We start from the raw sequence: 25,695 nt of genomic DNA, 5'->3' as shown, positions 1-25,695 counted from the left end.
GCGCCCCGCACAGGGGCAACGCTAATAGACCAATAAGAATTCAAGGAAAGGCCAACGCCACAGGCATAGAGAAACAAGCGCCAAGCAGGCAAACAACCCAGCAAAACTCCAACGCCACAAGCACACAAAAAACACCCGCCGCGCAGGCAAAACAACCCACCCCAAACACCATCGCCGAAGGCAAAAGCCCCAGCCGCCAGGCAATCCCCCACCCGAATGGGCAAAAACCAGAGATAGCCCTCAATAACCCTTCTTTTCGACCCATCGCGCCGCAGGCAAATCAACAACAATCACCATCACCAGCACTAAAGGCAAGCAAAGCAAACCTCATGGCAACCCCGACCGCAAACCAGCAAGCCGTGCCCGCTTCCCCGGGCCCCTTGAAGCGCATCATCCTGATCGTCCTCATCGCGATCATCGCCGCAGGCGCTGCCGGCGCGGGTGTGTGGTTCTTCATGTCCAGGCGCGCTCCGGCCGCCGCATCCACGGAAACCGCCAGCGCGCCTGCGCCACTGGCCGTGCCGATCTTCTTCCCGCTCGAATCGATGACCGTCAATCTGCAATCGGACGACGGTCAGCAACACTTCCTGCGTATCGGCCTGACGCTCAAGCTCAACGACCCGAAAACCCAGCAGGAACTCACCGACCACATGCCGGAAGTGCGCAGCCGCATCCTCCTCGCATTGTCGAACAAACACCCGGACGACCTCGCGCCGCTCGAAGGCAAACGCGCCCTGGCCACCGAGCTCCGGACGCTGATCGAACAGCCGACCGATAATGGCGCCGCGCCAATCCACGTCCAGGACGTGCTGTTCACCGAATTCATCGTGCAGTGACGTTCTTAGTGACGTTCTTATTGGTGTTATTCGACGCCGCCATCATCAACCGCTTCGGGACGCACGAGGAATAAGGAATGGGCCACGAAGAGTTCATGTCCCAGGAGGAGGTCGATGCCCTCCTCAAGGGCGTCACCGGCGAGTCCGACGCGGAAGCCGAGCAGACCGACCGCTCAGGCGTACGCCCGTACAACATCGCGACGCAGGAACGCATCGTCCGCGGCCGGATGCCCGGCCTCGAAATCATCAACGACCGCTTCGCGCGTCTGTTGCGCGTCGGTATCTTCAACTTCATGCGGCGCTCGGCGGAAATCTCCGTCGGTCCGGTGAAGGTGCTGAAGTACAGCGAGTTCACCCGCAACCTGCCGATCCCGACCAATCTGAACCTGGTCCATGTGAAGCCGTTGCGCGGCACGTCGCTGTTCGTGTTCGACCCGAATCTGGTGTTCTTCGTGGTCGACAATCTGTTCGGCGGCGACGGGCGCTTCCATACCCGCGTCGAAGGCCGCGATTTCACGGCAACCGAGCAGCGCATCATCATGAAGCTGCTCAATCTCACGTTCGAGCACTACACGGCTTCGTGGAAAAGCGTGCGGCCGCTGCAGTTCGAATACGTGCGCTCGGAAATGCACACGCAGTTCGCCAACGTGGCGACGCCGAACGAAATCGTCATCGTCACGCAGTTCTCGATCGAGTTCGGCACGACGGGCGGCACGCTGCACATCTGCATGCCGTATTCGATGATCGAACCCATCCGCGACGTTCTCTCGTCGCCGATTCAGGGCGAGGCGCTCGAAGTCGACCGCCGCTGGGTCCGCGTGCTGTCGCAGCAGGTGCAGGCAGCGGAAGTGGAACTGACCGCCGATCTGGCCCAGGTACCGGTTACGTTCGAACAGATCCTGAACATGCGCAAGGGCGATGTTCTGCCGATCAACATTCCCGAACACATCACGGCGAAGGTCGATGGCGTGCCGGTGATGGAATGCGGCTACGGAATTTTCAATGGTCAGTACGCGTTGCGGGTCCAGAAGATGATCAGCGCAGCCGAAACGATGAAGGATGGTGGATATGAGTGACCTGAACGCAAAGACCGAGGCAGAACTGGCCGCCGGCGAGCCGCAATTCGCCGCCGACACAGCCAGCGCCGAAGACGACGCGGCGATGGCCGACTGGGCGAGCGCGCTGGCCGAGCAGAACGACAACACGGAAGTCAGCGCGACCACGGCCGGCGTGTTCCAGCCGCTTTCAAAGGTCGAACCGACCTCGACGCGCAACGACATCGACATGATCCTGGACATTCCCGTCCAGATGACCGTCGAACTCGGCCGCACCAAGATCGCGATCCGCAACCTGCTGCAACTCGCGCAAGGGTCGGTCGTGGAACTGGACGGCCTGGCCGGCGAACCGATGGACGTGCTGGTGAACGGCTGTCTGATCGCCCAAGGCGAAGTGGTGGTGGTGAACGACAAGTTCGGCATCCGTCTGACCGACATCATCACGCCGTCAGAACGCATCCGGAAGTTGAATCGATGAAACGCGTTGCCGGTCGCGCCATGCTGCGGTTTTGCCATGCATCGCGCGTTGTTTTCAATCGCGCTGGGCTCGCAGCAACGGTAACCACGGCAGCAGCCACCTCGGCGCTGAAGCTCGCGCGGAGTTCAGTGGCGACCTCGGCGCTGATCGCCGTGGCCACCCCGGCACTGACCTCAGTGGCCATCTTCGCGCCATCGGCCGCGCATGCAGCCGACATGAACGCAGTCAACAACGCCGCGAAAATCGCCTCGGGTGTGGGTGCCGGCACGGCCGTTCCGGCGCTCGGCGTCGGCGCGGTGCTGCAAACCATCGTCGGCTTGCTGGTCGTGATCGGTCTGGTGTTTGCCTGTGCCTGGCTTGCGCGCCGCTTCGGCTTGCAACCCGCCGGTCGCGGCGGCCTCGTGAAGACGATCGGCGGCGCCTCGCTCGGCGGCAAGGAGCGGGTCGCGGTGGTCGAGATCGGCGATACGTGGCTCGTGCTCGGCACGGCGCCCGGCAATGTGCGTCTGCTGCACACCATGCCCGCCGGTTCAGCCGCGCTCGATCCGGTCGCAGGCACGCAAGCGGGCGCACCCGGCGCATCGGGTTCACCGGGTGCAGGCGCGGCGTTGCCAGGCACCTTCGGCCAACGCTTTCGCGATGCCTTGAAAGGCGAAGTGGGCAAACGTTTCAATGGGCAAGGCAGCGGGGATCGGTAATGCAGTTCAGTCTTCAGTCAGCGCAATCAGTACGTCAAGCGCACGTCACTCGCATGTCTCGCGGCGCCTCGAAAGTGCTTCCCGTTTTGCGCCGTCTCGCGCCTGTCGTGTTGCCGGCGCTGATGCTCGCGCTGCCGACGCTGTCGTTCGCGCAAGCCGCCGGCTTGCCGGCCTTCAATACGAGCCCGGGTCCGAACGGCGGCACGACCTACTCGCTGAGCGTGCAGACGATGCTGCTGCTCACGATGCTGTCGTTCCTGCCGGCGATGGTGCTGATGATGACGAGCTTCACGCGCATCATCATCGTGTTGTCGCTGCTGCGCCAGGCGCTCGGCACGACCACCACGCCGCCTAACCAGGTGCTGGTCGGTCTCGCGCTGTTCCTCACGCTGTTCGTGATGTCGCCGGTGCTCGACAAGGCTTATAACGACGGCTATAAGCCGTTCTCCGACGGCACCATCCCGATGGAAACGGCGGTGAACCGCGGCCTCGCGCCGTTCAAGACGTTCATGCTGCGCCAGACCCGCGAAAGCGATCTCGCGTTGTTCGCCCGCATCTCGCACGCTGCGCCAATGCAAGGTCCGGAAGACGTGCCGCTCTCGCTGCTGGTGCCGTCGTTCGTGACGAGTGAACTGAAGACGGGCTTCCAGATCGGCTTCACGATTTTCATCCCGTTCCTGATCATCGACATGGTGGTGGCGAGCGTACTGATGTCGATGGGGATGATGATGGTGTCGCCCGCCACCATCTCGCTGCCGTTCAAGTTGATGCTGTTTGTGCTGGTCGACGGTTGGCAATTGCTGCTCGGCTCGCTCGCGCAGAGCTTTGTTTAACGGCGCCCCTGGTTGTGACACTTGTCACTTAGTTACGTCACTTGGTTACGTCACTTAGCTACGACCATTAGCCGCGCCACTCCACCCTTCACGCTTCGAGTCGACTCGCCATGAATCAAGAATCCGTCATGACACTCGCGCACCAAGCCATGTATATCGGGCTGCTGCTCGCCGCGCCCTTGCTGCTGGTCGCGCTCGTGGTCGGTCTGGTGGTGAGCCTGTTCCAGGCCGCGACGCAGATCAACGAAACCACACTGTCGTTCATTCCGAAGCTGCTCGCGATCGCCATCACGATGGTGATCGCCGGCCCATGGATGCTGACGACCATGCTCGACTACCTGCGCCAGACGCTCACCAACATCCCCACGCTCGTCAACTGAGCCTGGCGCCGGCCTCGGCTCGGCGCTCGCCCCCTCGCCCACCGTCATGTTTTCCGTCACCTACGCACAACTGAACGCCTGGCTCACGGCATTCCTGTGGCCGTTCGTGCGGATTCTCGCGCTGGTCGCGAGCGCGCCGGTGCTCGGTAACACCTCGCTGTCGACGCGCGTGAAGGTCGGCCTGGCAGCCTTCATCACGATCATTGTCGCGCCCACGCTCGGCGCCATGCCGCAAGTAACCGTGTTTTCCGCCGAAGGCGTGTGGATCATCGTCAATCAGTTTCTGATCGGCATTGCGCTCGGCGTGACGATGCAGGTCGTGTTTCAGGCGATCAGCGCGACCGGCGACTTTGTCGGCCTGGGCATGGGCCTCGGCTTCGCGACATTCTTCGATGCTCAGGCGGACAGTTCGAGCGCGGTGCTGTCGACCTACATGAACACGATCGCGATGCTGGTGTTTCTGGTGATCGACGGCCATCTGCAAATGATCAGCGCGCTGCTCGCCACCTTCCAGTCGGTCCCTGTGTCAGCGAACATCCTCGGCGCGCCGGGCTGGCGCACCTTGGCGAATTTCGGCAGTACGGTGTTTTCGGCGGGGCTCCTGCTCTCGCTACCGGTGGTCGTCGCGCTTCTCATCACCAACCTCTCGCTGGGCATTCTCAACCGCGCCGCGCCGCAAATCGGCGTATTCCAGATCGGCTTTCCCCTGACGATGCTGATCGGCATGCTGCTCCTGCAACTGATGATCCCGAACATGATTCCATTCTTCATGCGCCTGTTCGACGTCGGTATCGAGCAGATGGGGCGCGTGGCGGCCGGGCTCAGATAGCAGGGCTTGCGGGCCGGCGACTGGCTTCGCGTGGGTCACGTCTCGCGCGTGCGTCGCTGACGCACCCGGGCAGCGCCGGCCATGCATCGGCCAACTCAGAACGCAGAAGGGCGGAGCCGGCTCACACCGGCTTCCGCCCTTCCGCATTTCAGACGAGGCGCCCGTTCAGTTCAGGTACTGGAACAGCGACATGTTCTGAATCTTCGAAAACGCCAGTTGCGCCGCTTGCAGTGTGGTTTGCTCCATCGTGTACTGGGCGATGGTCTGAACCATGTTGGTTTGCGTCAGACCCGTCAGGTTCGTCGACGTCTGCAACGTGTTGGCCTGCGTGACCGTCTGCAACGCCTGCACTTCCTGCTCGCGGCCACCTACGTTCGCCTGCGCGGTGACCACGTTGTTGATCGTGTTCCCGAGCTGAGTCGCGCTAGTGGTCAGCGTATTCTGGAGACTGGCCGCCGAAGCCGCGCCCGAGACCGGCGATTGCAGTGCGGCAATCAACTGGTTCAGATTCGCGAACACGTCCATGTTGCCTTGCGTGGCCGGCGTTACCGTGAAGCTGTCGCCCGAGCTCGGTGTGCCGCTGATGCTCACCGACTGGCCGCGGAGCGTGATGGTCGAACCTGCCGTGAACGTCTGCACCGGGCCCGGCGTGCCCGGCGTGCCCGGCGTGCCCGGCGTTGTCGGACTGGTCTGGCTCACCGTGTAGGTGGTCGGCGTCAAGAAATTGATGGTGTAGGTGTCGGCATTGGTCGGATCGGTCGGATTATTCAGGCTGACCGCGCTGATCACGCCACTGCCCTGGTTGCCGGACACCGCGGCCGGCACCGCGCTCGTGCCGACCGGTGCGACGCTGCCGAAGATCGAGAGACCGTTGTCGGCCGTCTGGACAGTGCTCGAGCCGCTGATCTGCACGGTGCGCGCGCCGGTATCACCTGAATAAGTCACGACGCCGGCCGAATTGGTGCTGTATGGCTGCGCGGTGCTTTGAAAGCCGGCGAACAGGTAGTTGCCCTGCGGGTCAGTCGTGTTGGCCAACGTCATCAACTGGTCGCTCAACCCTTGCAACTGTGTGGCAATTGCGCCGCGGTTGCTGTTGTTCAGCGAAGCGTCGCCGGCTTGCAGTATCAGCGTGTTGATGCTCGCCAACACGGTGTTCACGCTGCCCAGCGTGGAGCCTTCCTGTTGCAGCGACGCGAGCGCCATGGTCTGGTTGGTCGTGTATTGCGACAAGCTAGTCGCAGTCGAACTCAACTGCACCGCCTGCGCCGCGCCGAGCGGATTGTCCGACGGCGTGTTGAGGCTCACGCCGCTCGAAATCTCGGCATACAGCTGCGACAACTGAGCTTGCTCATCGCTCATCGTCGACACGTTCATGTTGAAATACTGTGAACTGGAGATACGCACGTTCAACGCCTCACTGGAAGATGCCGATCAACGTCTGGAACAGAGTCTGCGCGGTCTGAATGACTTTACTGTTGGCCTGATAGGCCTCCTGATACTGAAGCAGATTGGCAGCCTCCTCATTGAGGTTCACACCGGAGACCGACTGCTGCGCACTGGTGATCTGCGTCACCAGCGCGGTCTGGGCCGTACTCGACGTCTGAATCTGGTTGGTCTGGTTGCCCACCTGGTTGACGTAGTTCGCATACGAGCCGACCAGCGTGAGCGTGCCGCCCGACATCGACTTCGCGTTGGACAGATTCGACAACGCGAGTGCGTTACTGCCGTCGTTGGTCGCGCCGGTGTTCGGGCCGATGCTGAAGGTGTCGCCGGCGGCAGGTGCTCCGCTGATCGTGACGGTCACGCCATTCATGCTGCCGGCTGTCGCGTTGTTGATCGTCAGCGTCGCGCCCGTGACCGCCGAATATGGCACGGTGGTCGTAGTGGCGGCGATGTTGTAGGCGGTTTGGGTCGGCGGCGTGCCAGCTGTCACCGTCACCGTCGAGCCGGCCGGGAACCCGGACAGGAACCCGGCCGCTCCCGTGACGCTATACGACAGCGTAGTGGTCGCGTTCGGCATGGTGTAGGGCGCCGTCACCGTGCCCGACGAAATCGTGGCGGTGCCGGTGTTGCTCACCGCGGCCGAGCCGAGCACCGGGGAGGCGGCCGCAATCGCCGAAGGATTCGTCGTCGCGGTGGCAAAGCTGTTCAGCGCGCCGCGAGTCGGCTCGACCGTAAACGAGTCGCCGGGCTTCATCGTGCCGGTGGCCGAGAAATTCAGACCGTCGATCGTCAGACCGTCGATCGGTTGGCTCGGGCTGGTTGCCGAGCCCACCACGGCGCCGCTCGAATTATCGGTCAACGTATAGGTCTTGCCGTTGTAGGCGAGCGTGTAGTCGCCGGTAGTCGGCTGCGCAGCATTCACGAAAGACACGCTCAGCGAGGCATTGCCGGTGTTCTGCGTGTTCGCGTAGACGGTCGGGGCGCCCACCGAAAACAGTGCGCCGCCCTGGGCACCGTTGAGCGTAATGCCGAGTGCGTTCTGGGCATTGACCTGCGCGGAGAAGCTCACGGCAATCGCGCCGAGTTGCGCTTCGGCCGGGTCGAGCGTCTGGCTACGGAACGCGACGAGGCCGCCGAGCGTGCCACCCGTCACCTTGCTGTCGGGCAGGGGCTGCGGCGCGGCGGCCGGGTTCGCGCCAGCTTGCCCCAGGTACTGCACCGAGAGTTCGCTGGAGTCGCCGGTCGAAACCGCCGTGCCCAGGTTGTAGCTGTTGCCAGCGGACACAAGCGGCTGGCCATTGCTCATGAACACGTTGTAGTTGCCGTTGCTATTGACGACGTTCACGCCGATCAGCTGCGACAGATTCGACACGGCTTGATCGCGCTCATCCATCAATTGGTTCGGCGGTTGGCCTTGCGTGCTGACCGCTGCGATTTGTCCGTTCAACTGCGCGATCTGCTGCGTGTAGCTATTGATCTGCGAAACGGTGCTGGTGAGCTGGGTGTTGACGCTCTGACGCAGCGAATCGTATTGCAGTCCCGCGGCGTTGACCTGGTTGACGAGCGTCTGCGCGCCGCTCATCGCGGTCTGCCGGGTGGACAGCGTGGAGGCGCTGTTCGAGACGTTCTGCAAACCCGTGAAATAGCTGGTGATCGCACTGGCAATACCGGCGGTCGGGCTGCCGATCAGATTGTTCAGTTGCGAGATCATCGAGCTGTACGACGACAGCGCGCTGCCCGAACTTTGCGCACTGTTCAGCTCAGTGGTCAGATACTGGCTGTACTGGCGCGACACGGTGACCGTCGAGACGCCCTGCGGCAGATAGCCGGAGCCCGTGTACTGGCCACCGCTTTCCGCGTAGACCGGCGTTTCGATCGTGTAGCCCGGCGTGGACGCGTTGCTGATGTTCTGACCGGTCGTCGTGAGTCCCCATTGGGCTGCGTTCAGTCCACTGAGGCCGATACTGATGAGATTGTCCGACATGCGTCATCCTGAAGGGCGACACCGACCACATGCCACCGCGTTACTTGAACATTCTGTTTAACGGCCCCCAGGAGGAAAAATTGAGGGCGATCCGATGCTTGTTCGACGTTTGTTGCAACGTTTGCGAGGCCTGTGTTAGCGGGCTTTTGCCCGCTCCGCATTCAGGCGGAAAGTGGGCGGCATCCGAGCCATGCCCAGACACCGCCCATCCAGCGTTTTTATGGGCGCACCAGCGAGCGGCGCTTCATTTCGAGCTGCGTAATCAGCCGTTGCAGCGTGTTTTCAGCACTGCCCGGCAAAGCCACGAAGCGGAAGCCGAGTTGATAGCGCTGCGTGCCGTTCGGCAACGCGGTGGAGCGGTGCGACACCAGTTGCAGATCGAGCGCAAGCCGGCCAAACGAACCGAGCAACAGCTCGCAATCCTCAAGCCTCGTCCCCATCGGCAATTCGGCCACGCGTTCATCCGTGGTGCGCATGCCGACGCCGCCGAGCGACAGATCGTGCACTTCGAAACGGAACGTGTCGCCCTCGGAAAAACGGCCGGTGCACATATACGGATCGAGAATCGGCGCATCGACGCGGAAATACTCGCGGCGCTGCACGTAGAACAGCACCTCGGGGAAGTTCGCCTCGAATGCGGGCAATCCTTCGTAGCGGGTTTCGCGTGGCGTGGCGGTGGCGAACTCGACGCGCACGCCGTCCGGCGACGCATGGAACTGGCAGCGCGACGCGCCCAGTAAGCCTTTGTTCTGGGCGGAGAGTGCGCCCCAATCGAAAGTGAAGGTGCGTCCGCGCACATCGACATCGAGCAGGCGCGTCACGAGCTGACCACCCGCGTATTCAACGGTGAGGAAATCGCCCCGATTGACGAGGTTGCGTAACTGAACGCCGATCTCCAGCGGATTGCGACGACCGAAATCGGGTGCACTTTCGTCTAGCGTGGCGTGCGGCTCACCGAGTGCGGCGGTTTGGCCGTGCGACTGGTTTGTATCCATGGGCTTGCCGGTATGCATGTTCTTGCGGGCGCGTGCCAAGGCTCCTGCCGGGGCTTTTGCGCGGTCTCCATCGAAGCCGCGGCACGCGCATTCAACCGGACATTACAACGTTTTTCCGGTATCGGGTGTAACTGATTAGCGGCAGCGTTCAAGCAAAATTTAGGGGCCGCTCATGAAATATTTCCACAAACATTAAAATGCCGATACCCCGTCGGTATGTCATCGATATGCCGACAGCGCAATCCGGTGCATCGAAACGAGCGGACGATCACGCAATTTATGCGGGTGGACCGGCCGCCCGCAGGCAGCCGGCCTCGTCCGTCTTGTTATGCACCTGGCCCCGTCGCGTGCATGCTTCCTGATTCGGGAAAAATCAAACTACTCAAACTAATCGACTGTGCGGCCGGCTACGACCGCGCACCTGCATTCACGGCGGCTCAGCCCATCCTCTGCATGATGGACATCAGCTTTTTCGCGTAATGCGGGTCGGTCGCGTAACCTGCGCGCTGCATGCCATTGGCAAAGCCATTCACGTCATGCGCGGAATTGATCACTTGCGCATAACGCGGGTTGCCCTTGAGCAGGCTCGCGTAGTCGGTCATCGCTTCCTGATACGAGTCGTACGCGCGGAATTTTTCAACCGTGCGCTGCGGCTTGCCGTTCACATACTCGGTCGTGACCGTCGAGACGGTCTTGCCGGTCCAGTCTCCGGTCGCCTTGATGCCGAATACGTTGTGGCTGGTCGAACCGTCCGACTTCCTGATTTCGCTTTTGCCCCAGCCCGATTCGAGCGCGGCCTGGCCGATGATGAAGCGCGCCGGAATGCCGGTCGCCGCGCTGGCGGCTTGCGCCGGCTGGGCCAGCTTGTCGACGAAAGCATCGACCTTCGGCGAGCTGCCGTCGCCTTTGATCGGCGGCGTCAGTGAGCTGTTGGCCGAGTAGCCCCGGCCCATCGCGAGCTGGCCATTGGCCTGCGCATTGCCGTAGGCCTTCGCAAGCGCGTTCAGCGCCGCAGTCTGGCCTTCGTCGTCGCCGCTGCCGCCGCCCAACGCATTGGCCATGCCGGCGAGGCCACCGCTTGTGCCACTCGCGCCGCCCACCTGCATGCCCTGATTGCGCATCATCTGCTTGAGCATCGCGTCAGCCACGCCGATACCTTTCTGCGACAGCTGTTGCGACAACTGCTGATCCATCATCGACGTGAAGGTGGCGCTGTCGTGCGAATCGAACGGACCATCCTGCGGCGTCGCATCGCGCATGCTCTTCAGCATCATCTGCGTGAACACCGCGTCGAACTGCTGCGCGGCCATCTTCATGCCGGCTTGCGGCGAAGCCTTGGCCTGCGCGCTCAATTTGCCGAAGCCCTGCACGTCGAGCGCAAAGCGCTGGGTCAGGTCGTTCGCCGCGTTGGCGGAGTTGGTCGTATCCGAATTCATCCTGTGTCTTCCTTAGATGATTTCCAGGTCGGCGCGCAAAGCACCCGCCGCTTTCATGGCCTGCAGGATCGACATCAGATCCGCGGGCGTCGCACCCAATGCGTTGAGCGCCTTCACCACGTCGGCGAGATTGGCGCCGGCGCTCACCAGCTTCAGGGCGCCGTCGTCCTGCTTCATCTGAATCTGCGACTGCCTGGCCGCCACCGTCTGGCCGTTCGAGAACGCGCCCGGCTGACTCACCACCGGCTGCGTATTGACCACCACCGACAGATTGCCGTGCGCCACCGCGCAGTTCTGCAGCGTGACCATCTGGTTCATCACGATCGAGCCGGTGCGCGCGTTCAGGATGACCTTCGCGGCGGCTTGCGCCGGCCTGACGTCGAGGTTCTGCAATTGCGCCATGAAGGCGACCTGCTGCTCAGGATCGGACGGCGCGCGCAACTGGATCGTGCGGCCGTCGAGCGCGGTGGCCGTGCCGCTGCCAAACGCGTTGTTGACCGCGGACACCACGCGCTGCGTGGTGTCGTAGTCCATGTCGTTCAGATCGAGCTGCATCGTGCCCGCCTGGGATACCCTGGTCGGCACTGCGCGTTCGACGATGGCGCCGCCGGCGATGCGGCCGGCAGCCAGCGTATTCACCTGCACCCGGCTGCCGTTCGCGCTCGCGCCGGCGCCGCCGACCGCGAGGTTGCCCTGGCCGAGCGCGTACACCTGGCCATCGGCGCCCTTGAGCGGCGTGAGCAGCAGCGTGCCGCCGCGCAGACTCCTGGCATTGCCGAGCGAAGACACAGTAATGTCGATCTGTTCGCCAGGACGCGCGAACGGCGGCAGCACCGCCGTCACCATCACCGCGGCGACGTTCTTCAACTGGATGTTCGCCAGCGACGACTGCTGATTGCTCGAGCCCGCCGCCTGGTTGTTGATCGAGATGCCGAGGTTCGCCAGCATGTTGGCAAGCGTCTGCGTGGTGAACGGTGTCTGCGTGGTCTGGTCGCCCGTGCCGTCGAGACCGACGACGAGGCCGTAGCCGATCAGCGGGTTGTCGCGCACGCCTTGAATCTGCGCGAGGTCCTTCAGACGTTCGGCGTGGGCGGGAGTTGCGGCCGGCAGCGCGGCGCAAGCGAGCGCGACGCAAGCGAGGGCACGGCCAACAATGCCCATGCGGCCAACGCGGCCGAACTGGGCGAGTTGCGCGACGCGGTCGAGGCGGGAGAAGACGATGCGCATGATCACCACGGCGACACGTTAAGGAAGAAGCGCTGCAGCCAACCCATGTTCTCGGCCTCGTCGAGATAGCCCTTCGCGGAGTATTCGATTTTCGCGTCGGCCACCTGAGTGGAATACACGGCGTTGAGGCTCGAAATCGTGTTCGGGTTCACCACTCCGGAAAAGCGCACAAACTCATTGCCCTGGTTGATCAGCATCTGCTTTTCGCCGCTCACCGCCAGATTGCCGTTCGGCAGTACGCCGGTCACCGTCACGGTGATCGTGCCGTTGAACGTATTCGACGCATTGGCGCCGCCGGTTCCGGCGAACACGTTCGCGCCGTTGGCGCTCAAGTTGGTTTTGCCGAACAGTCCGCCCAGGAAGCCCGCCGTCGGCACGCTAAAGTTCGTGCTGCCTGTACGGTTCGCGTTGGCTCCCGACGACTTCGTCGCGTTGACGTTTTCCTGAATCACGATGGTCAGGATGTCGCCCACATTGCGCGGCCGCTGATCTTCGAACAATGGCCGGCCCGCGTAACCCGGGTTGTAGATCGAGCCCGGCGACTGTGCTTGCGGCGGCAGCGGCGGCACGGCCGTCATCGGCTGCTGCGTGATCGGCTGCTTCGGCACGAGGCCGCAGCCACCCAGCGCCGCAAGCAGCGTGAGCTGCACGAGCGCCTGAGCGGTGCGCGAATGAACCGGATTACGAGTGAAGTACGACATCTTGATTACCGCCTGTTAATTCTCAGTCCCTTGAGCCTTTAAACCTGCATCTGGCTGAGGGTCTGCAGCATCTGGTCGGACGTCGTCACGGCCTTGCTGTTGATTTCGTAAGCGCGCTGCGTCTGGATCATGTTCACCAGTTCCTGCACCACGTTCACGTTCGATGCTTCCACGTAACCCTGATTAAGTGTGCCGGCGCCATTCAGGCCCGGTTGCGTGACGTTCGGCGCGCCCGACGAGGCGGTTTCGGCGAACAGGTTTTCACCCTTCGCATCCAGGCCGGCCGGGTTGATAAAGGTGGCGACCTGCATCGAGCCAAGCTGCTGGGTGTTGGTCTGGCCGGCGACGGTGATCGACACCACGCCGTCGCTGCCAATCGTCAGCGAGGTCGCGTTGTTTGGAATCGTGATCGCGGGAATCACCTGATAGCCGCTCGACGTGACGAGCTGACCTTGCGCGTTGGTCTGGAACGAACCGTCACGCGTGTAGGCGGTGGTGCCGTCGGGCATCTGCACCTGGAAAAAGCCCTGACCGTTGATGGCGACGTCTTTCGAGTTGCCGGTTTGCTGCAGATTGCCCTGCGTGTACAGACGCTCGGTGGCGACCTGTTGCACACCGGTGCCGAGCTGGATGCCGGACGGCAGTTCGGTGTTTTGCGTCGAGTTCGCACCCGGCTGGCGGATCGTCTGATACAGCAGATCCTCGAACACCGCGCGCGAGCCTTTGAAGCCGTTGGTGCTGACGTTCGCGAGGTTGTTCGAAATCACGTCCATCTGCGCCTGTTGCGCATTCATGCCGGTAGCGGCGATGTAGAGCGAGCGATTCACAATTCTTCTCCTATGTCGACCGGAGTTAGCGCTTTAGCGCTTACTCCGGTCCCATGCAAAGCTGTCATGCAAGATGGTTGCCATGTCGGGGCAACCTCGCGCAATTCGTTAGCTAAAAGTCAGCAACTCGTTGGCGGACTGATCGTTCTTGTCCGCGTTTTGCAGCAGTTGGGTCTGCATCTGGAACTGGCGGGCGTTGGTGATCATGGCGACCATTGCACTCACCGGATTCACGTTGCTGCCTTCGAGCGAAGCCGGCGCCAGCGTGACGGTCGGATCGGCATCGGCAGGGTTGCCGTCGGCGGTTCGAAAGAGGCCGTCGTCGCCGCGCGTCATGGTTTGCGGATCCGGATTCACCAGCTTCAGCTGATCGACCACCACCACCGCGGTGGGCGGATCGCCGGGCGTCAGCGCGGACACGGTGCCGTCCTTGCCGATGGTGATTTCCGCACCCGGCGGCACCGCGACCGGACCGCCATTGCCGAGCACCACCTGATTGGTAGCGTTCACCAGTTGCCCGTTCTCGTCGACGTGCAGATTGCCGGCGCGTGTGTAAGCCTCGTCGCCGTCGGCGGTTTGCACCGCCAGCCAGCCCGGACCCTGAATCGCCACGTCGAGCGGATTGCCCGTCTGCTGGATCGGCCCCGGCGTATAGTCGGCGCCCGGCGTCGACGACAGCACGAAGGTGCGCGTGGTGTCGTCGTTGATCGAACTGCCGTCGCCGAACGCCAGCGGCACGGCGCGGAAGGTCGCAAGCTGCGCGCGAAAACCGGTGGTCGAGGCATTCGCCAGATTGTTGGCAACGATAGCCTGCTGTTCGAGCGCCTGGGCGCTGCCCGACATCGCGGTGTAGATCAGCCGATCCATGATGGAGTGTCTCGCTCGCTTACAGGTTGATCAGGGTCTGGTCGACGGTCTGCTGAGTCTTGATCGTCTGCGCGTTCGCTTGATAGTTGCGTTGCGCGGTGATCAGGTTCACCAGCTCGCTCGTCAGGTCGACATTCGAGTCTTCCACCGCCCCGCCTTGCAGCACGCCGTGGTTAGTCGAGCCCGGTGCCGAAATCTGCGCCACTCCCGAAGCCGAGGTCTGCTGAAATTCGTTATTGCCGAGGTCCACGAGACCGTTCTGGTTCGAGAAGTTGGCCAGCACGATCTGGCCGAGCGCGGCGGTTTGCTGGTTCGAGTAGTTGCCGGTCACCGTGCCGTCGGCGCCGATCGTGAAGCTCGTCAGCGTGCCGGCTGCGTAGCCGTTGGGTTGCAACGAATTCACCCCGTCGCTGCCGCCGTACTGCGTCGTGCCGGCGATGTTCAGCGTCAAGGCCTGCGGCGTCGATGAGCCATCGGTGTTCGGAATTGAGAAGTTAAACGCGAACGGCGTGGCAGTGGCAACGCCGTTCGTGTCCGTCGTGCCGAGCAGCGTTCCGGACGAGTTGAAGTTTGCCTGGCCGACCAGGCTCGCCGTGCCGGTCGAGGTGCCCGCGTACACGTTCCACGTGCCCGCCGAGGCCTTGGCGAAATACATGTTGACCGTCTGCGAGCCGCCGAGCGTGTCGTAGACCGTCGTGCTGGTGGAGTAGTTGTACGTCGACGAGCTGTTCTGGTTGAACGCGACCTTAGTCGGCGCGACCTTGACGGAGTCTCCGGCAGCCGGCGTGCCGTTGAATGTGATGGTCTGGCCGTTGCCGAGCTGAATCGCCGTGCCGGGGCTGTACGTACCGCCGGTCCCCGGCGGACCGACCGTGCTATCGATCACCGAGTAGGTGGACGGGGTTGGGAACGTAATAGTGTAGTTATCGTTGTTCGTGCCCGAAGCGGTGTTCGTAATCGTCACGACGGCGGGGGGGGTGTTGAGCGAGCTACCCGCCATGAGGGTCGGCGCCACGGTCGGCGTGCCGAGCATCAGCGGATCCTGCGCGTTCAGGTTCAAACCGGCGGCGATCGTGGTGGTGGCTTGCGGCGCGATGTTCGTCGTCGGCACGCTAATCGGCACGGTTTGCGCGGTGTTGATGACGCCCGAGCTGTTCGCCGCATAGCCCATCAGTTGCAAGCCTTGCGCGTTGGTGATGTTGCCGTTCTTGTCGAGCTGGAACACACCGTTGCGCGAATACACCATCGAGCCGTTGTCCGACAGCTGGAAGAAGCCGTTGCCGTTGATCGCGACGTCGAGCGCCTGATTGGTGCTAGTGATCGTGCCCTGCGAGAACTGCTGCTGCACTTCGGAGAGCTGGGTACCGATGCCGACCTGGTTGCCCACCGCGGTCGCCACCGAACTGGCATACATGTCCGCGAATTGCGCCGCGCCGCTCTTGAAGCCAACCGTATTGGCGTTGGCAATGTTGTTGCCGATCACGTCGAGATCGCTCGACGCCGCCGACAAACCACTCAAACCTTGTTGGTAACCCATGACGGTCTCCGTATCTGGAAAGTCGTAACTGACTGAATCTGAATCAGAGGATGGCGGCGACGCCTGTCAGCCCCACGGTCGAACCGTTCGACAGCACGAGGCCCGGCGTACCGTCGCTCTGCATGACGACGCTTTGCACCGTCGCGCCCGTGAGGGTCGTCGCGGTGGCTTGCTGGCCGTTGATCGTGCCGACGGCGCTGATCGTGTAGGTGCCGTCGGGCAGCGCGTTGCCGGACGCATCGGTCGGCGTCCAGCCCACCGGGATCGTGCCGGCCGACTGCTTGCCGAGGTCGAGCGTGCTGACAATCTGTCCCGCCGAGTTCTTCACCACCACCTGCAAATCGCTCACCGAGTTGGCAAGCTGCACGCCGAACGCGCCGGCCTTGCCGCTTGCAACCGACACCGAGCTGCCCGGCGCGAGCACGGTCGAGCCGATCAGCATCGCGGCTTGCGACTGCTGGCCTGCCGACATCTGCGTGGCGAGCGAGCTCAACGTCGTGTTCAGCTGGCTGATGCCCGACACCGTGTTGATCTGCGCCAGCTGCGAGGTCATCTGCGAGCTGTCCATCGGATTGGTCGGATCCTGGTTCTGCAACTGCGCGACGAGCAGTTGCAGAAACGTCGTCTGGAGATTGGCCGCGGAGGTGCTGCCCGTCGAACTGGTGGAACTGCTCGCGCTCGATGCACTGTTCGTGCCGTTCATCGTATCGAGCAACGTTTGCGACACAGTCGTGCCGCTGTTGCCGATGGTGGTGTTGGTGGTCAAGGAGCTCTCCTCAGGTTCCGATCGTGAGCGTTTTCAGCATCAGTGCCTTGGCGGTGTTCAGGGTCTCGACGTTGGCCTGGTACGAGCGCGAGGCCGAGATCATGTTGACCATTTCCTGCACCGGGTCGACGTTGGGCAACGTGACATAACCGTCTGGGTTGGCCGCCGGATTGCCGGGGTCGTAGGCGGTCTTCATCGGCGTCGGGTCGTCGACCACGCCGGTAACCTGCACGCCGCCGATCTGCTGGCCGGAGCCCGTGCGCGCGCCGCCGATCGGGCTGACCGCGAACACGACCTGCTTGGCCCTGTACGGTTGGCCGTCCGGGCCGGTCGTGCTGTCCGCGTTGGCGAGATTCGACGCCGTCACGTTGAGCCGCTGCGACTGCGCCGACATCGCGGAGCCTGCAACACCGAAAATGTTCATTAAAGATGGCATGTTTCCTGACCTCTCCTCAGCGCTTACTCCGATCCCATGCAACGTAGTTGCACGGCTCGGCCCGGCTTCAAGTTAATTCCCGTAGCGATTGTTCCTGCGTACTGCTGTGTCTTTTTGCGGTGCCTGTTGCTGTGCGTCTTTGCTGCGCGTCTTTGCTGCACGTCTTATTTACGAGCCCGACGTGATCGCCGAAAGCATCGTCTTGATCTGGTTCGATAACACTGTCATGCCTGATTCGAAGTGCAACGAGTTGTCCGCGAACTGCACCCGCTCCGTGTCGATGTCGACCGTGTTGCCGTCGAGCGCGGGCTGCGTCGGAATGCGGTATTGCAAATTGCCATAGTCGTCGGGCGTGCCGCCGGTCGGCGTCAGCGTCGCGTTGCCGGACATGTGGCCCGGCGCGGTCGTCGCCATCGACATGCCGCTCGTCACCCCCGCGGGCTGCGTCATGGCGAGCGACGAGTTGTTCGAGGCGCCCGTGCCCGCACCGCCGTCCGCCTTCTTTAGCGCGCCGGCCAGCGACGAAGCGAAGTCGACGTCGCGCGCCTTGTACCCGGGGGTATCAGCATTGGCGATATTCGACGACAGCAGTTCCTGCCGGTAAGCGCGCACATCGAGCGCCTGGCGGCCAAAGGCGAATTCGGCATCGAGTTTGTCCAGCATTGAAATCTCCGGAGAACGTTCCCGAGTCTTCCCGTTTGTCCCAAGCTGCGCCTCGTATGAGCAGCGCGCCGGACGGGAAGACCTTTTTGCATGAGGTCCATCTTATGGGCCGAACGCAAGTCGCAATCGGACGAATAACCGGGAAAGGGGGCTTCTATTCAACGTTTGCGCAATGGGGGGGCTCACTAGAATGCAAGGCGTACCAATGTATTCGATGGAGAAACACGATGGACCAGCCCACCCTCGATCTGACGCACCGCGCGAGCCGCGCGGCGACGGCGCGTCGCGTGGGCGCTGTGCCGCGTACGTCACGGATTGCTGTACGCCGCACGTCCCGTCTCCTGATGCGCCTCGTCGTCAACGTGGCGCTGTGGGTCGCAGGCGGCGTCGTGCTGCTGCCGGTCGCCGCGCAGGCTCAGGACGCTGGCGGCCCGATCGTGATTCCCGGACCGGGCGAAAAGAATCCCGCCGCGCTCGCCGATCTGGCCGAGCAGATGCAGGCAGCGCCCGCGAAACGCGCAGGGTCCGCGGCGACGCTCGCCGCCGCTACCGCGCAGTCGCTGACGCCGGGGCCGGTCGCGCGCGACGCCGATCCGTTAACGCGCGCCGCCAATGCGAGCGGCTCGATCGTCATTCCGGGCGCGGGCCAACCGCCTGCCGCGCCGCAGATGATCCGCACCAGCTTCAGGCCCGATGCGAATGGCGTCGTGACGATTCCCGCGCCGGGAAATGCCAATGCGGCGGCAGCCAATTCCACCGCCGCGGTTGCACGCGTCAATCTGCTGCAGGGTTCGCGTCAAGTCGTGCCGGTCGTGGTCACGCCGGCGCCCGCGCTCAATGCCGGACGGCAAGGCGCCGGCGTGCAGCCGGTGGCCGCCAATGCGCCCGGCAGCGGTGTTGAAAGCGCAATCGGCAACACGTCTGCAGCCGGTGGCTTCGACAGTCTTGCTTCGCGCGGCGAGCCACCGGAGTTGGACGCGAACGGCAAATCCGTCGTGACCGTGGCGGCCGCATCGAAACCAGCGCCGATGCCCGTACCCATGCCGACCACGCCCGCCACCATCGCCGGTACGCCGTCGACGCGCCAGGTAGCGCCGGCCGTCGCGCAACAGAACCTGCGGGCGGCAGCGGCGCAACCCATGCCGCCGACCGGCCAGCAAGACGCCGACGCGATTCGCAGCTCCGCACTCGCCTTCTTGCAGCAGCAAGCGGCAGGCTTGCCCGGCAAGGTCGAAATCACCGTCGCCCCGGCGTTTCCGCGCGGGCTCGCAGCCTGCGTGACGCTCGAACCGTTCATGCCGAGCGGCGCGCGCCTGTGGGGCCGTACGACCGTCGGCGTGCGCTGCGTCGGCGAACGCCCGTGGACTATCTACCTGCAAGCGCGTATTTCACTGCACGCCACCTACTATCTGGCCGCCCGCGCGATGGCGCCGGGCGACGTGCTCACCGCCGCCGACCTCGTCGCACGCGACGGCGACCTGACCGGCTTGCCGCAGGCGATCGTGACCGACCCGTCGCAGGCGGTCGGCTCCGTGTCGCTAGTGCGCGTCGCCAGCGGCATGCCTTTGCGCCGCGACATGCTGAAAAGCGCGTCGGCGGTGTCGATCGGACAAACCGTGCGGGTCGTCGCGGCGGGCGCCGGTTTCGCGATTTCGGCCGAAGGCAGCGTCATGAACAATGCGTCGCCGGGCCAGCAGGTACGCGTCAAGACGGCTAGCGGACAGATCATCTCCGGCATCGTCAAGGACGGTTCGACGGTGGAGGTTCAGCTGTGAGCTCGCACCACAGCCCACGCGCCGACGCGGATTCAAACTGGACAGCCGATGCGGCGGGCAGAGCGGGTGTCGAACCCGCCAAGGGGCCGGATCGTCTTGAACGACAAGGCAAAACCTGGAGCGATTGCGCTAAAGTTTTGATCACGGGTTGCCGTTATCAGGATCAAATCGTTCAGGAAGCCAATCGTGAAAGTCGATTCCACAAACAATTCGAATCTGCCGGCGTTGACAGACGCCCTGTCCCGCTCGCAGCAAAGCGACGCGGCCAACGCGAGCAGCAGCGCGCAGAGTGCGGGCACGAGCTCGCCGGCCACCAGCAGCGCCTCGGGCGACGCCAGCGTCAGCCTGTCGGGTCTGTCGCAGCATCTGCGCAGCCTCGCGGCGTCCGGCTCGGCCGATATCGACACGGCACACGTCGAGTCGATCAAAACGGCGATCCAGAACGGCTCGCTGCAGATCGATTCGAGCAAGATCGCCGACGGCGTGCTGAATACCGCACGCGACCTGTTGCAAAGCAAAACCTCGTCGACCGGCAACTAATCGACCCATCGAAGGACGGTGAACTGCCGGGCGGCATTCGACAAACCCGGCTCGCGAATCATGCGCGAGCCGCCGTGTTCAGCGAGTTGTTGAGATGAAAGACGCCCTGCTTGCCATCCTCATCGAAGAATATTCGGCCGTCGAGGCGTTCGCCTCTATCCTGACGCTCGAGACCAAGGCGTTGACCGCCTTGTCGCCGCTGGAATTGCTGCCGCCGATCGTCGAGAAGAAAACCGAACTGGTCGGCGTGCTCGCCCAACTCGAAACCAGGCGCGACGCGCTGCTCGCGCAAATGGGCTTCCCGGCCGGCTGGCCCGGCATGGAACTCGCGGCCAGCGCGGATGCGCGGCTGGCCGAACAATGGGCGCTGCTGCAAAAAGCCGCCGAGCGCGCGCGCCGATTCAATACGAGTAACGGTGAGTTGATCCGCGTGCGGATGGACTACAACCAGCGCGCATTGGCGGCGCTACAGGTGACCGTGCCCCAGAAGACCGGCTTCTATGGGCCGGATGGCCGGATCCCGGCCCGAGCCGTGGCGTAGCTGAAAGACCCGAAGATTTCTTCCCGCGTGAGTCGCGCTTCGCGCCCGGGCAGCGCCAGAAAATTGCATTGAAGAGAGGGCTCGTTCTTGACGAGCCCTTTTGCTTTTCCACTCCCGCAAAGCACCTCCACACCTCCTCCCCTACGCGTTAGCCATCCGGCCAGGTGGCGCGGATTCGTCCGCCGCGTTGAAATCACGAGTTCCCCCAATGAGGTTCTCCGCTCTCCCGGGTAGCTTTTCAACGCTGCCGCGTACGAGCCAGGCGGAGCGTTACCCACACTAGCGAGGTTGTGTAATCGTGTGTATGATTCAAGGGGTGCAATATGAACAGTGCCGAGGCCGTCAAATTGATTCAAACGGATGGCTGGCGGCTGATCCGGATATCGGGCGGTCACCATCATTTCCGGCACGCGGTAAAAGCCGGTCTCGTGACCATCCCGCATCCAAAGAAAGATCTCCCACCCGGCACACTGAACAGCATCTTGAAACAGGCGGGTCTGAAATGAAAAACCTGATTTTCCCGATCGCGGTTGAGCTCGGTGATACGCACCATGCGTTTGGCGTCGTGGTGCCCGATATCCCGGGGTGTCATTCGGCGGGCGATACGCTGGAAGAAGCCTATGCGAACGCGAAAGAGGCGATCGAGGCGCATCTCGATACGCTGCTCGACGAAGGGTTGCCGATTCCCGAACGGCTAACGCTCGAGGCGCATAGGCGCAATCCGGACTACGCGGGTTTCACATGGGGTTTTGTGACAACGCGAAACATCCCGGCATTGAAGAAGGCGGTGCGCATCAATATCTCGCTGCCTGAGGCGCTGGTCCAGGATATCGACGCTTACGCCCAGGCGCGTGGTATGTCGCGCTCGGCGTTTCTCGCGCTGGCCGCGGAGCATGAAATGGCGGACGCATGAGGGCAGGCGCACGTTAGGCGCACCGCCGGTCGAACCTCAATCCGTCGAACGTCAAGTCGCCTCGGCGTTTGCCCAGGCCATTTCGCGCAGGCGCGTACGAAGGCGCGCCACGGCCTGGCTGTGCAACTGGCACACCCGCGATTCACTGACTTCCATTACCGCGCCAATTTCGCGCAGGTTCATGCCGCGTTCGTAGTACAGCGACATCAGCAGCTTCTCGCGCTCCGGCAGGCGGTCAATCGCTTCGATCAGCGCCGAGCGCAAGCTGTCGTCCAGCAGCGCCGACAGCGGGTCCGAATGATCGACGCAGTAACGGTCGAGAAATGGCTCGTCGTCCGCGGAACGGTCGAAGTCTTCGTAGTAGATCAGCTGGCTGCCGTGCAGGTCCTGGAGCATCGACTGATATTCGTCGAGCGGCATCTGCAGATGCTCGGCGATCTCCGTTTCGCTCGCCGAGCGGCCCAGACTCTGTTCAACCTTGTGCACGGCCGTTTCGACTTCGCGCGAAGTGCGCCGCAAACTGCGCGGCAACCAGTCGTTGCTGCGCAACTCATCAAGCATCGCGCCGCGAATCCGCTGGCTGGCATAGGTCTCGAACTGCGCGCCCTGGTCTTCCTTGTAGCGGCTCGCCGCGTCCAGCAGCCCGATCATGCCGGCCTGGATCAGGTCGTCGAGATCGACGCTGGCCGGCATTTTGGCAACGAGCTGCAAGCCGAGGCGACGCACCAGGGGCGCGTACTTCGTCAGAACCTCGGCTTGGGAAATCTTTCCCTGAGCGTTATACATCGTGCTCCCCCTTGTCCTTGTACCGCCTCTCAGGCGTGCTGCACGGACGGTTGGTCGGCGTGTTGCGCCGCTGTAACTGTCGCAGGCGCCATCCAGGACGATTGCGACGACATCGCTGGCCGCATCGGCCAGTACTGCAATTCGGCGGCAAGCTGCCGGAAGTCGCGCGCGGCCGGTGTCGATGGGAAGGCATCGACGACACACCGGGACAATTCCAGGGCTCGCGCCATCCGCCCATCGGCGGCAATGCAACCGGCGTCTTCCAGCGCCACCGTGAGGTAGCGTCCAGCCACGCCGGCCAGGTTGACAAAGGCGGTACGGGCGTCGTCCACGCTCTGCACGTGGTTCACCAGCACGCGAAACTGAGCGGTGGCGTGTGCGTAGTGCAGACGCTTCATGCACGCGTACGCCTCGGTGATCGCTTGCGCGGCCACCCTTGTCACGATCATCACGTCGTGCGCCTGCAGCGCGAGTGGTGACAGGTGACCATGCTGGTCGAGTTGCGCATCGATCAGCACGATGTCGGCGGAACCGCGCAACACCACGTCTAACTGCGCGGCCGTGTGGCCCGCGCAGTTGTTGCGCGAAGCGGCCAGCACGGAGAAGCCCAGCGCGTGGCGCGCGGCGGCATCGTCGAGCGTCATCTCGCCGCGCAGCACCGCTGCAAAATTGCCTGCCCCGCGCACGCCGCCGAGTATCGCGCTCACCGATTTCTCGCCGAGGCATTCGTCGATCACCAATACATCCTTGCCCTGCTGCGCGAGCGCCGCGGCGAGGTTCACCACGGTCGTCGTACAGCCGACGCCGGGCGGCCCACCCGTCACCGCAAGCACGCGCGAGCCGCTTCTCGCCAATAGCCGCCGCAGACCCTCTGCCTGATCGGCCATGAATTTATCCAAAGCGGACCTCGTGCAGTTCGGCCGTCGAGCGCGCGGACAGCGCGGACAGCAACGCCGGAATGTCGTCGTCGTGCGGCACGAACGGGGAGTTGTCGCGCGGAATGCAGAATGTGCTCTTGATCAGGAATTTCTTCGTCGCGACGTACAGGTTTTCCGGCACCTTCTGACCGGTTGACACGTAATGCACCGGCAGCTTGTAGCGGATCACCGTATCGAGCACGCCGCCCAGATTGGTGGCTTCGTCGAGCTTGGTCAGAATGCAGCCGGCGAGCGGCTGATGATCCGGTGCGCGCTGATAGGCCTGCACGACTTCGTTCAATGTGTCGCCGTGGCTCGTCGCGTTGAGCAGCAAGAGACGCTGCACCGGCTGACCGGCGCGGCACAGCATCGCGATCTGGTCGGAAACCAGACGGTCGCGCTGGCTCATGCCGATCGTGTCGATCAGCACGATGTGTTTGTTGCGCAGTTCGGAGAGCGCGAGTTGCAGGTCGGCGCCGTCTTTCACCGCATGGACCGACACACCGAGAATCTTGCCGAAGATGCGCAGTTGTTCGTGGCCGCCGATCCGGTAGCTGTCGGTGGTGAGGAGCGCCACTTTGCTGGCGCCGAAGCGCATCACGCAGCGCGCGGCGAGCTTGGCGGTGGTCGTGGTCTTGCCGACACCCGTCGGGCCCATCAGGGCGAATACGCCGCCGCGCTCCATCAGCGCGTCTTCGTCTTCCATCACCGGCAGGTTCGACTCGAGGACCGAGCGCACCCAGTCCATGCCGCCGTCCATGTTGTCGACGTCCTCAGGCAGGTTGTCGACCATCATCTGCACGAGCTGCGCGGAAAAACCGGCGGCGAACAGATGCTTGGTGAGCGCGGCGCGCGCCGGGCTGCGGCGCTGGCGATCGCCCCACAACAGGCCGGCGAAGTGTTCTTCCATCATCCCACGCATCGACGACAGCTCGCTCATCACGGTGTCGTTGACGACCTGCTCCATGCGAGTCTTGATCGCTTCGGCGACCGAGGCGGGCGTGCGGGCGTCGTCGCCTGCCGGCAGCGCCGGCGCACTTTTCTGAGCGGTGCGGCGCGCGGCGACTTGCGCGGCTTCGCGGGCCCACTCGGGGGTATCGCCGGTTTGCGGCGCGGCCGGTCGGGCAGAGGCCGCTTGCGTGTCCTGCGGGGCCGCTTGTACGGCGGCTTCGACCGCGACGCCAAGGCCCTTGGCCATGGCCGCAGCCGGTGTCATCGCTGCGGGACGCGCGCTGTACGCGCCCTGCTCCTGCTGTTCGGCGGCGACGCGGCGAGCGTGGTCGATTAGCCAGGGATTCGATTCGGCCATCGTGCGCGGCGATTGAGCTACAGCGGCGGGAACGACGGTCGTGGGCGGCACACCGGCGGCTTTGAGCAGATCCGCACGGAGGTCTTCGGCGAGACGCGTCGCCGCAGCGCGGGCGCTGGGTTTATCGATGCTGGCCGGTTGTGAGGCGGTCGGTGCGAACGATGCAGCAGGCGTCGCCGGCGCGGTGTGTTGCGTTTTAGCGGCGCCCGTCGGCGCGGCTTTCGATGCGGCGGCAAGTTTCGCGGTGGAGACCGGGGCATCGTCAGCGGCCGTGTCGGCGTGAGCCGCATGGCTGCCCATATTCTCGGCGCCCGCTTCCGGGCTTGCGCCGAACACCGACGAGAACACATCGGGCATGCCGCTCGCATACGGGTTGGCTTGCATCGTCGGCGCGGACGGCATCGCGCGCGGTGCGGCGAGCATGGGCTGCTGTGAAGCCATTGCATTCGTCGGCGCGGCCAGCGCTGCGCCTGCGTTGCGCCGCGGCGTCTTGGGCGTGATGGCGGCGAGGTCGCTGTCGGCCAGTGCGACGATCTCGACGCTGCCGTCGTCCATCGTGTGATTGGACAAAACGACGGCATCCGGGCCCAAGGCTTCGCGCACGAGACGCAGAGCATCGCGACTGGTAGCACCGACAAATTTACGAATGTTCAAGCTGGACCCCCGATGAGCTAAACGGACTTACGGACTAACGGACCGGCGACATATCGCTTCCCATTGAGACCATTATTGCGAAAGCCGACGAGTGACGATCGATGGATAAAGGCGGGTAAAGGCGGGCAATTCGGACGATGGAAACGTGCTTCGAGCCACCCGCGCCATGGTTTGAAACAGGCTTTCCGGCGGCGGCCGACGGTGCTTTCCAGAGCGCAGCATGTGCTCCGCTGGCTGCTTGCCGCGTGAAAAACCGGGCGCCGAAATGA

General features: G+C 63.5%; 27 protein-coding genes. 12 read left to right on the top strand and 15 right to left on the bottom strand.

Annotation, left to right across the window (positions count from 1 at the left end; all coding sequences use genetic code 11):
* Positions 1-329 precede the first annotated feature (329 nt).
* The 7 genes from fliL to fliR all read left to right on the top strand — a co-directional run bounded on the left by fliL (position 330) and on the right by fliR (position 5,109).
* Entirely contained in the window at positions 330-836 is a 507-nt protein-coding gene (gene fliL / locus P0D84_RS00440) for a flagellar basal body-associated protein FliL (protein WP_408331539.1), read from the top strand.
* A gap of 77 nt (positions 837-913) precedes the next feature.
* The gene (gene fliM, locus P0D84_RS00435) at positions 914-1,912 is read left to right on the top strand and encodes a flagellar motor switch protein FliM (RefSeq protein ID WP_408331537.1); all 999 of its coding nucleotides are present in this window, start codon (positions 914-916) and stop codon (positions 1,910-1,912) included.
* On the top strand, positions 1,905-2,369 hold the full coding sequence (gene fliN / locus P0D84_RS00430; protein WP_408331535.1) for a flagellar motor switch protein FliN: 465 nt from the start codon (positions 1,905-1,907) through the stop codon (positions 2,367-2,369). Before fliM ends, fliN begins: the two co-directional genes overlap by 8 nt.
* Positions 2,366-3,067 carry a flagellar biosynthetic protein FliO gene (gene fliO, locus P0D84_RS00425; protein ID WP_408331534.1) on the top strand — a complete coding sequence of 234 codons (702 nt, stop codon included), beginning with the start codon at positions 2,366-2,368 and terminating at the stop codon, positions 3,065-3,067. Before fliN ends, fliO begins: the two co-directional genes overlap by 4 nt.
* A gap of 53 nt (positions 3,068-3,120) precedes the next feature.
* Positions 3,121-3,900 carry a flagellar type III secretion system pore protein FliP gene (gene fliP, locus P0D84_RS00420; protein ID WP_408331532.1) on the top strand — a complete coding sequence of 260 codons (780 nt, stop codon included), beginning with the start codon at positions 3,121-3,123 and terminating at the stop codon, positions 3,898-3,900.
* Between the two features lie 110 nt (positions 3,901-4,010).
* Positions 4,011-4,280, top strand: coding sequence for a flagellar biosynthesis protein FliQ (gene fliQ, locus P0D84_RS00415; RefSeq protein ID WP_408331530.1), 270 nt, complete (start codon positions 4,011-4,013; stop codon positions 4,278-4,280).
* A 46-nt stretch (positions 4,281-4,326) separates the two neighbouring features.
* Complete coding sequence (gene fliR / locus P0D84_RS00410; protein ID WP_408331528.1) at positions 4,327-5,109, top strand: flagellar biosynthetic protein FliR; 783 nt, start codon at positions 4,327-4,329, stop codon at positions 5,107-5,109.
* Between the two features lie 165 nt (positions 5,110-5,274).
* Here fliR and flgL read toward each other — a convergent pair whose 3' ends face one another.
* The 12 genes from flgL to flgB form a co-directional block, all read right to left on the bottom strand.
* Positions 5,275-6,513, bottom strand: coding sequence for a flagellar hook-associated protein FlgL (gene flgL, locus P0D84_RS00405; protein WP_408331526.1), 1,239 nt, complete (start codon positions 6,511-6,513; stop codon positions 5,275-5,277).
* Between the two features lie 10 nt (positions 6,514-6,523).
* Entirely contained in the window at positions 6,524-8,536 is a 2,013-nt protein-coding gene (gene flgK / locus P0D84_RS00400) for a flagellar hook-associated protein FlgK (RefSeq protein WP_408331524.1), read from the bottom strand.
* Positions 8,537-8,754: 218 nt separating this feature from the next.
* Complete coding sequence (locus tag P0D84_RS00395) at positions 8,755-9,531, bottom strand: flagellar brake protein (protein ID WP_408331522.1); 777 nt, start codon at positions 9,529-9,531, stop codon at positions 8,755-8,757.
* A gap of 437 nt (positions 9,532-9,968) precedes the next feature.
* The gene (flgJ, locus tag P0D84_RS00390; RefSeq protein WP_408331520.1) at positions 9,969-10,967 is read right to left on the bottom strand and encodes a flagellar assembly peptidoglycan hydrolase FlgJ; all 999 of its coding nucleotides are present in this window, start codon (positions 10,965-10,967) and stop codon (positions 9,969-9,971) included.
* A gap of 12 nt (positions 10,968-10,979) precedes the next feature.
* Positions 10,980-12,128, bottom strand: a complete 1,149-nt coding sequence (locus tag P0D84_RS00385; protein ID WP_408339587.1) for a flagellar basal body P-ring protein FlgI — start codon at positions 12,126-12,128, stop codon at positions 10,980-10,982.
* A 68-nt stretch (positions 12,129-12,196) separates the two neighbouring features.
* On the bottom strand, positions 12,197-12,895 hold the full coding sequence (gene flgH, locus P0D84_RS00380) for a flagellar basal body L-ring protein FlgH (protein ID WP_408331518.1): 699 nt from the start codon (positions 12,893-12,895) through the stop codon (positions 12,197-12,199).
* A gap of 38 nt (positions 12,896-12,933) precedes the next feature.
* Entirely contained in the window at positions 12,934-13,722 is a 789-nt protein-coding gene (flgG, locus tag P0D84_RS00375; protein ID WP_408331516.1) for a flagellar basal-body rod protein FlgG, read from the bottom strand.
* Positions 13,723-13,830: 108 nt separating this feature from the next.
* Entirely contained in the window at positions 13,831-14,589 is a 759-nt protein-coding gene (gene flgF, locus P0D84_RS00370) for a flagellar basal-body rod protein FlgF (protein WP_408331514.1), read from the bottom strand.
* Positions 14,590-14,608: 19 nt separating this feature from the next.
* Positions 14,609-16,126 carry a flagellar hook protein FlgE gene (locus P0D84_RS00365; protein ID WP_408331512.1) on the bottom strand — a complete coding sequence of 506 codons (1,518 nt, stop codon included), beginning with the start codon at positions 16,124-16,126 and terminating at the stop codon, positions 14,609-14,611.
* 43 nt (positions 16,127-16,169) lie between these two features.
* Entirely contained in the window at positions 16,170-16,892 is a 723-nt protein-coding gene (locus P0D84_RS00360) for a flagellar hook assembly protein FlgD (RefSeq protein WP_408331510.1), read from the bottom strand.
* A gap of 10 nt (positions 16,893-16,902) precedes the next feature.
* A complete protein-coding gene (flgC, locus tag P0D84_RS00355; RefSeq protein WP_408331508.1) occupies positions 16,903-17,328 on the bottom strand; it encodes a flagellar basal body rod protein FlgC in 426 nt (141 codons plus the stop codon).
* Between the two features lie 168 nt (positions 17,329-17,496).
* Complete coding sequence (gene flgB / locus P0D84_RS00350; protein ID WP_408331506.1) at positions 17,497-17,991, bottom strand: flagellar basal body rod protein FlgB; 495 nt, start codon at positions 17,989-17,991, stop codon at positions 17,497-17,499.
* 227 nt (positions 17,992-18,218) lie between these two features.
* Here flgB and flgA point away from each other — a divergent pair, with 227 nt between their 5' ends.
* The 5 genes from flgA to P0D84_RS00325 all read left to right on the top strand — a co-directional run bounded on the left by flgA (position 18,219) and on the right by P0D84_RS00325 (position 21,760).
* On the top strand, positions 18,219-19,766 hold the full coding sequence (gene flgA / locus P0D84_RS00345; protein ID WP_408331504.1) for a flagellar basal body P-ring formation chaperone FlgA: 1,548 nt from the start codon (positions 18,219-18,221) through the stop codon (positions 19,764-19,766).
* A 186-nt stretch (positions 19,767-19,952) separates the two neighbouring features.
* Positions 19,953-20,306, top strand: coding sequence for a flagellar biosynthesis anti-sigma factor FlgM (gene flgM / locus P0D84_RS00340; RefSeq protein ID WP_408331502.1), 354 nt, complete (start codon positions 19,953-19,955; stop codon positions 20,304-20,306).
* A 94-nt stretch (positions 20,307-20,400) separates the two neighbouring features.
* Entirely contained in the window at positions 20,401-20,847 is a 447-nt protein-coding gene (locus P0D84_RS00335) for a flagella synthesis protein FlgN (protein WP_408331500.1), read from the top strand.
* A gap of 323 nt (positions 20,848-21,170) precedes the next feature.
* A complete protein-coding gene (locus tag P0D84_RS00330; protein ID WP_408331498.1) occupies positions 21,171-21,353 on the top strand; it encodes a type II toxin-antitoxin system HicA family toxin in 183 nt (60 codons plus the stop codon).
* The gene (locus tag P0D84_RS00325) at positions 21,350-21,760 is read left to right on the top strand and encodes a type II toxin-antitoxin system HicB family antitoxin (protein ID WP_408331496.1); all 411 of its coding nucleotides are present in this window, start codon (positions 21,350-21,352) and stop codon (positions 21,758-21,760) included. Before P0D84_RS00330 ends, P0D84_RS00325 begins: the two co-directional genes overlap by 4 nt.
* 51 nt (positions 21,761-21,811) lie before the next feature.
* Here the strand turns inward: P0D84_RS00325 and P0D84_RS00320 are convergent, their stop codons facing one another.
* From P0D84_RS00320 to flhF, 3 genes are read right to left on the bottom strand one after another with little or no spacing between them, the layout of a single operon-like run.
* A complete protein-coding gene (locus P0D84_RS00320; RefSeq protein WP_179735036.1) occupies positions 21,812-22,546 on the bottom strand; it encodes an RNA polymerase sigma factor FliA in 735 nt (244 codons plus the stop codon).
* Positions 22,547-22,575: 29 nt separating this feature from the next.
* Positions 22,576-23,445 carry a MinD/ParA family ATP-binding protein gene (locus P0D84_RS00315; RefSeq protein ID WP_408331493.1) on the bottom strand — a complete coding sequence of 290 codons (870 nt, stop codon included), beginning with the start codon at positions 23,443-23,445 and terminating at the stop codon, positions 22,576-22,578.
* Positions 23,438-25,426 carry a flagellar biosynthesis GTPase FlhF gene (gene flhF, locus P0D84_RS00310; protein ID WP_408331491.1) on the bottom strand — a complete coding sequence of 663 codons (1,989 nt, stop codon included), beginning with the start codon at positions 25,424-25,426 and terminating at the stop codon, positions 23,438-23,440. The genes P0D84_RS00315 and flhF overlap by 8 nt, the downstream gene beginning before the upstream one ends.
* Between the last annotated feature and the right edge of the window lie 269 nt (positions 25,427-25,695).

This window comes from Paraburkholderia sp. RL17-337-BIB-A, from assembly GCF_046025895.1.
Lineage (GTDB): Bacteria > Pseudomonadota > Gammaproteobacteria > Burkholderiales > Burkholderiaceae > Paraburkholderia > Paraburkholderia fungorum_C.
The sequence above is the reverse complement of the archived record's forward strand: the minus strand, read 5'-3'. Positions and strand labels throughout refer to the sequence as shown.

Bases quoted from the DNA above. Each gene is read 5' to 3' on its own strand.
- fliP (WP_408331532.1), top strand. From the start codon at position 3,121: ATGTCTCGCGGCGCCTCGAAAGTGCTTCCCGTTTTGCGCCGTCTCGCG.
- flgJ (WP_408331520.1), bottom strand. From the start codon at position 10,967: ATGAATTCGGATACGACCAACTCCGCCAACGCGGCGAACGACCTGACC.
- fliO (WP_408331534.1), top strand. From the start codon at position 2,366: ATGAAACGCGTTGCCGGTCGCGCCATGCTGCGGTTTTGCCATGCATCG.
- P0D84_RS00385 (WP_408339587.1), bottom strand. From the start codon at position 12,128: ATGGGCATTGTTGGCCGTGCCCTCGCTTGCGTCGCGCTCGCTTGCGCC.
- P0D84_RS00365 (WP_408331512.1), bottom strand. From the start codon at position 16,126: ATGGGTTACCAACAAGGTTTGAGTGGTTTGTCGGCGGCGTCGAGCGAT.
- P0D84_RS00395 (WP_408331522.1), bottom strand. From the start codon at position 9,531: ATGGATACAAACCAGTCGCACGGCCAAACCGCCGCACTCGGTGAGCCG.
- fliN (WP_408331535.1), top strand. From the start codon at position 1,905: ATGAGTGACCTGAACGCAAAGACCGAGGCAGAACTGGCCGCCGGCGAG.
- P0D84_RS00320 (WP_179735036.1), bottom strand. From the start codon at position 22,546: ATGTATAACGCTCAGGGAAAGATTTCCCAAGCCGAGGTTCTGACGAAG.
- flgB (WP_408331506.1), bottom strand. From the start codon at position 17,991: ATGCTGGACAAACTCGATGCCGAATTCGCCTTTGGCCGCCAGGCGCTC.
- flgC (WP_408331508.1), bottom strand. From the start codon at position 17,328: ATGCCATCTTTAATGAACATTTTCGGTGTTGCAGGCTCCGCGATGTCG.
- flgA (WP_408331504.1), top strand. From the start codon at position 18,219: ATGGACCAGCCCACCCTCGATCTGACGCACCGCGCGAGCCGCGCGGCG.
- fliR (WP_408331528.1), top strand. From the start codon at position 4,327: ATGTTTTCCGTCACCTACGCACAACTGAACGCCTGGCTCACGGCATTC.
- flgK (WP_408331524.1), bottom strand. From the start codon at position 8,536: ATGTCGGACAATCTCATCAGTATCGGCCTCAGTGGACTGAACGCAGCC.
- fliM (WP_408331537.1), top strand. From the start codon at position 914: ATGGGCCACGAAGAGTTCATGTCCCAGGAGGAGGTCGATGCCCTCCTC.
- P0D84_RS00325 (WP_408331496.1), top strand. From the start codon at position 21,350: ATGAAAAACCTGATTTTCCCGATCGCGGTTGAGCTCGGTGATACGCAC.
- P0D84_RS00335 (WP_408331500.1), top strand. From the start codon at position 20,401: ATGAAAGACGCCCTGCTTGCCATCCTCATCGAAGAATATTCGGCCGTC.
- fliL (WP_408331539.1), top strand. From the start codon at position 330: ATGGCAACCCCGACCGCAAACCAGCAAGCCGTGCCCGCTTCCCCGGGC.
- fliQ (WP_408331530.1), top strand. From the start codon at position 4,011: ATGAATCAAGAATCCGTCATGACACTCGCGCACCAAGCCATGTATATC.
- flgF (WP_408331514.1), bottom strand. From the start codon at position 14,589: ATGGATCGGCTGATCTACACCGCGATGTCGGGCAGCGCCCAGGCGCTC.
- flgH (WP_408331518.1), bottom strand. From the start codon at position 12,895: ATGTCGTACTTCACTCGTAATCCGGTTCATTCGCGCACCGCTCAGGCG.
- P0D84_RS00330 (WP_408331498.1), top strand. From the start codon at position 21,171: ATGAACAGTGCCGAGGCCGTCAAATTGATTCAAACGGATGGCTGGCGG.